This window comes from Lutispora sp. (assembly GCF_041687175.1).
GTDB lineage: Bacteria > Bacillota > Clostridia > Lutisporales > Lutisporaceae > Lutispora.
Genome location: NZ_JAWLCK010000142.1, coordinates 3293 through 5907, shown reverse-complemented (window position 1 = coordinate 5907; position 2615 = coordinate 3293). Strand labels below are relative to the sequence as shown.

The following is a 2615-nucleotide window of genomic DNA, read 5'->3' as shown; positions in this document are numbered from 1 at the left end:
GATGATGACAAAAACCAAAATGTGGTATAATGTAAAAAAAAGGGGGACAACCTCAACCTATTAGGGACTGCCACAATGAGCCACTGATGTATACCGACCCAACTGGCCATTGGAGAGAATCAGATAAAGGCTTAGATAAAGATTCAAGGATAGAAATATCAAGGCTGACTGATTTATATTACTCAACAGCTGATAAAGCTGAAAGACAAAAAATAGCTGATGCCGCACAAAAAGTCCGGGATAATGCAGGCAAGGCAACTGATGTTTCAAAAACGGGTCTGGATTATGCCAATACTGCTAGTGTGAAAAAGACAGGTTCTATTTCAGCAAATGATTGGCGTACTATAAGCACTACAATGAGTCCTAATGATGTAAATGCTAAAATAAGTACAATATCAAAATTAAATTTGAATAAAGTTGATTCAATATTTGCTGGATTAGGGCCAAGAGATTTACAACGGAATAAGCCAACCAATGATATAGCCAATGACGATGAAAACTATACATGGATACCTGCAAAAAATACAGGCGTTAGTGATTATCTCAAGTCTTCCGGCAGGCAAGTAGTTTTAGGAAATTATACAGACGATGTAACTGCACTAGGAACTGCTGGCCAGGTTGGTTTAGGTATTACAGGCCTTGATGCACCAGCAGACGTTAGAGATTTATATTATGACTTTACACATTGGGAATGGTCATTGTCTCATGCTGGTCAAACAGGTCTTGATGCAGCAGGGTTGGCTCCAGTAATAGGTGTAGTTAAAAATGCAGATGAGGTCGGAACTCTTATAAAGAGAGCGGGTAAGACTAGTAAAGCAACGAAATTAAATGATATCTTTGATAACCCTCAAATTCTTAAGAATATGACTACAGATGAAGTCAAAGCACTTGCTCAAAAGGAAGGTTGGGAAGTTGGAACGCTGTCAAAAGGCTCACATGCTGGAGAAGGCTTGACGATAAGGGATGGTAAAGATAGATTAATACAATGGCATCCTGGAGAAGGTCATCATGGACCCGACCCATATTGGAAAGTAAGTTCAGGAAGTGGCGGAACAGTTAGGGTTGGTCCACAGTTTGAGAAATAGGAAGGGAGCGTAGTACATGGTAGTTAAAGAGAATAAACAATTTGAGATGTTGGTAGAATCTATACAGCTTTTGGCAGCAGGTTACACTATACAGGCTAGCGTATTGCCAGACTATGTACATATACCTGATGAAATAGCATTAACCTTTGATGATACTTATATTTTTGCTGAAAATCTTGTAAAAGATAATTTGATAAACAAGGAAGTAAAGAATGAACTTGATAATTTGAATAGTTTATTAGAACAGATGAGTAGCTTAAAGGAACTTTGGACAATGGATAGCCTAGAAGCAGCAGAAGCGTGGCAAAATGTAAGAGAACTCGCAACAGGCGTTTTAAAAATGCTTGGAATTGAAAAGCAAAAACCAAACCTCTTCTGGTTAGAGTTTGTAACCGAAAATTGATACAGGTCAGTAATGGTTTCTGACTTAGTCACCTCAACTCAACAGCCGGAATCCATTTCCTCGAGTGGTATTCCGGCATATTTTCGCCCTCTTTGCAGTCGACATAACAACTTACTTCACCGTTATGCCATCTCCGGCCTCACCCGAACGTAGCGCTGCCACATCCGCGCCACTTCCCAGCCATACCATCTCCGGCGCCATCTGAACGTGGCGCTGCCGCCGCGTGCCGATATGTTTTCCCTGCGGCAGGTGCTGGCAGAAAACCATATCGCCCGACAGCATTCCAGCAGCTTCCCTTTCCCCAGCCGGAAATTAGGGTTTTTATCCCCGCCCCCTTTGTTTTTGAAAAGCTCCAAAGCTCCAAAGCTCTCTACCAGAGGCATTCTCTAATAAGGTTTCAAAAGCCGCCGCCGATTTTTATGTATTTCTGCGAAGCTTATCTAAAAAGGAAGTCCGAAAACTTTTATATCTCTATATCCTTCTTTGACAAATTTAACATCAACAATATCTCTTGCTCCAATCACCTCATTTTCATCAAACCTAAAACCTGCCAGTTTTAATGCACGTACTGCACCACTTGGTCCAGTACCATCGTATCCGGCAGTTACATTGGATAACCATATACTTGTTCCGGTTTTAGTATAAAACTTTAAGGGGTAATTATAGCTTGTTTCCGGGTCGCCTAGTAAACGGTTTTTTTCATAATAAAGAGTAGCAAGAATAATGTCATTTTTGCCAACTATTGTAGATAAGATTTCCTCAAACCTGTCTACTGCTCCGTCTGTGCCTGTGTTTATAATTCTAAATTCCTCATGAACATAGATTTCATCCATAGAATATTTCCCCTTTCTAATTTATATGCAGTTATGGTATCTCCGGCCTAAGGCTAACGCGCTGCTTCTGCGCGCCGATATGTTTTCCATGTGGCGGATGCAGGTAAACCATATTGTCCAGCACATTTTGACAGGTTACCCCTACCCGTTCTCCTTGCCCAAGCCGGAATCTAAGGTTTTATTCCCCTTCCCCTTTTTGTTTTTGTATTGCTTTGAAGCCAACATTTTCTCTACACACAAGGCATCAATCAAGCCCGCCTCTTAGGTTTTATGAAAGTCATATGCTTACTGAAC

General features: G+C 40.9%; 3 protein-coding genes. 2 read left to right on the top strand and 1 reads right to left on the bottom strand.

Features of this window, described 5'->3' with window-relative positions:
* Positions 1-86: 86 nt before the first annotated feature.
* Both ACESM9_RS13800 and ACESM9_RS13795 read left to right on the top strand, forming a co-directional pair.
* A complete protein-coding gene (locus tag ACESM9_RS13800) occupies positions 87-1085 on the top strand; it encodes a hypothetical protein (RefSeq protein WP_372999860.1) in 999 nt (332 codons plus the stop codon).
* A gap of 16 nt (positions 1086-1101) precedes the next feature.
* Positions 1102-1488 carry a hypothetical protein gene (locus ACESM9_RS13795; RefSeq protein WP_372999857.1) on the top strand — a complete coding sequence of 129 codons (387 nt, stop codon included), beginning with the start codon at positions 1102-1104 and terminating at the stop codon, positions 1486-1488.
* Positions 1489-1928: 440 nt separating this feature from the next.
* Here ACESM9_RS13795 and ACESM9_RS13790 read toward each other — a convergent pair whose 3' ends face one another.
* On the bottom strand, positions 1929-2321 hold the full coding sequence (locus ACESM9_RS13790; protein ID WP_372999854.1) for a hypothetical protein: 393 nt from the start codon (positions 2319-2321) through the stop codon (positions 1929-1931).
* Positions 2322-2615 lie beyond the last annotated feature (294 nt).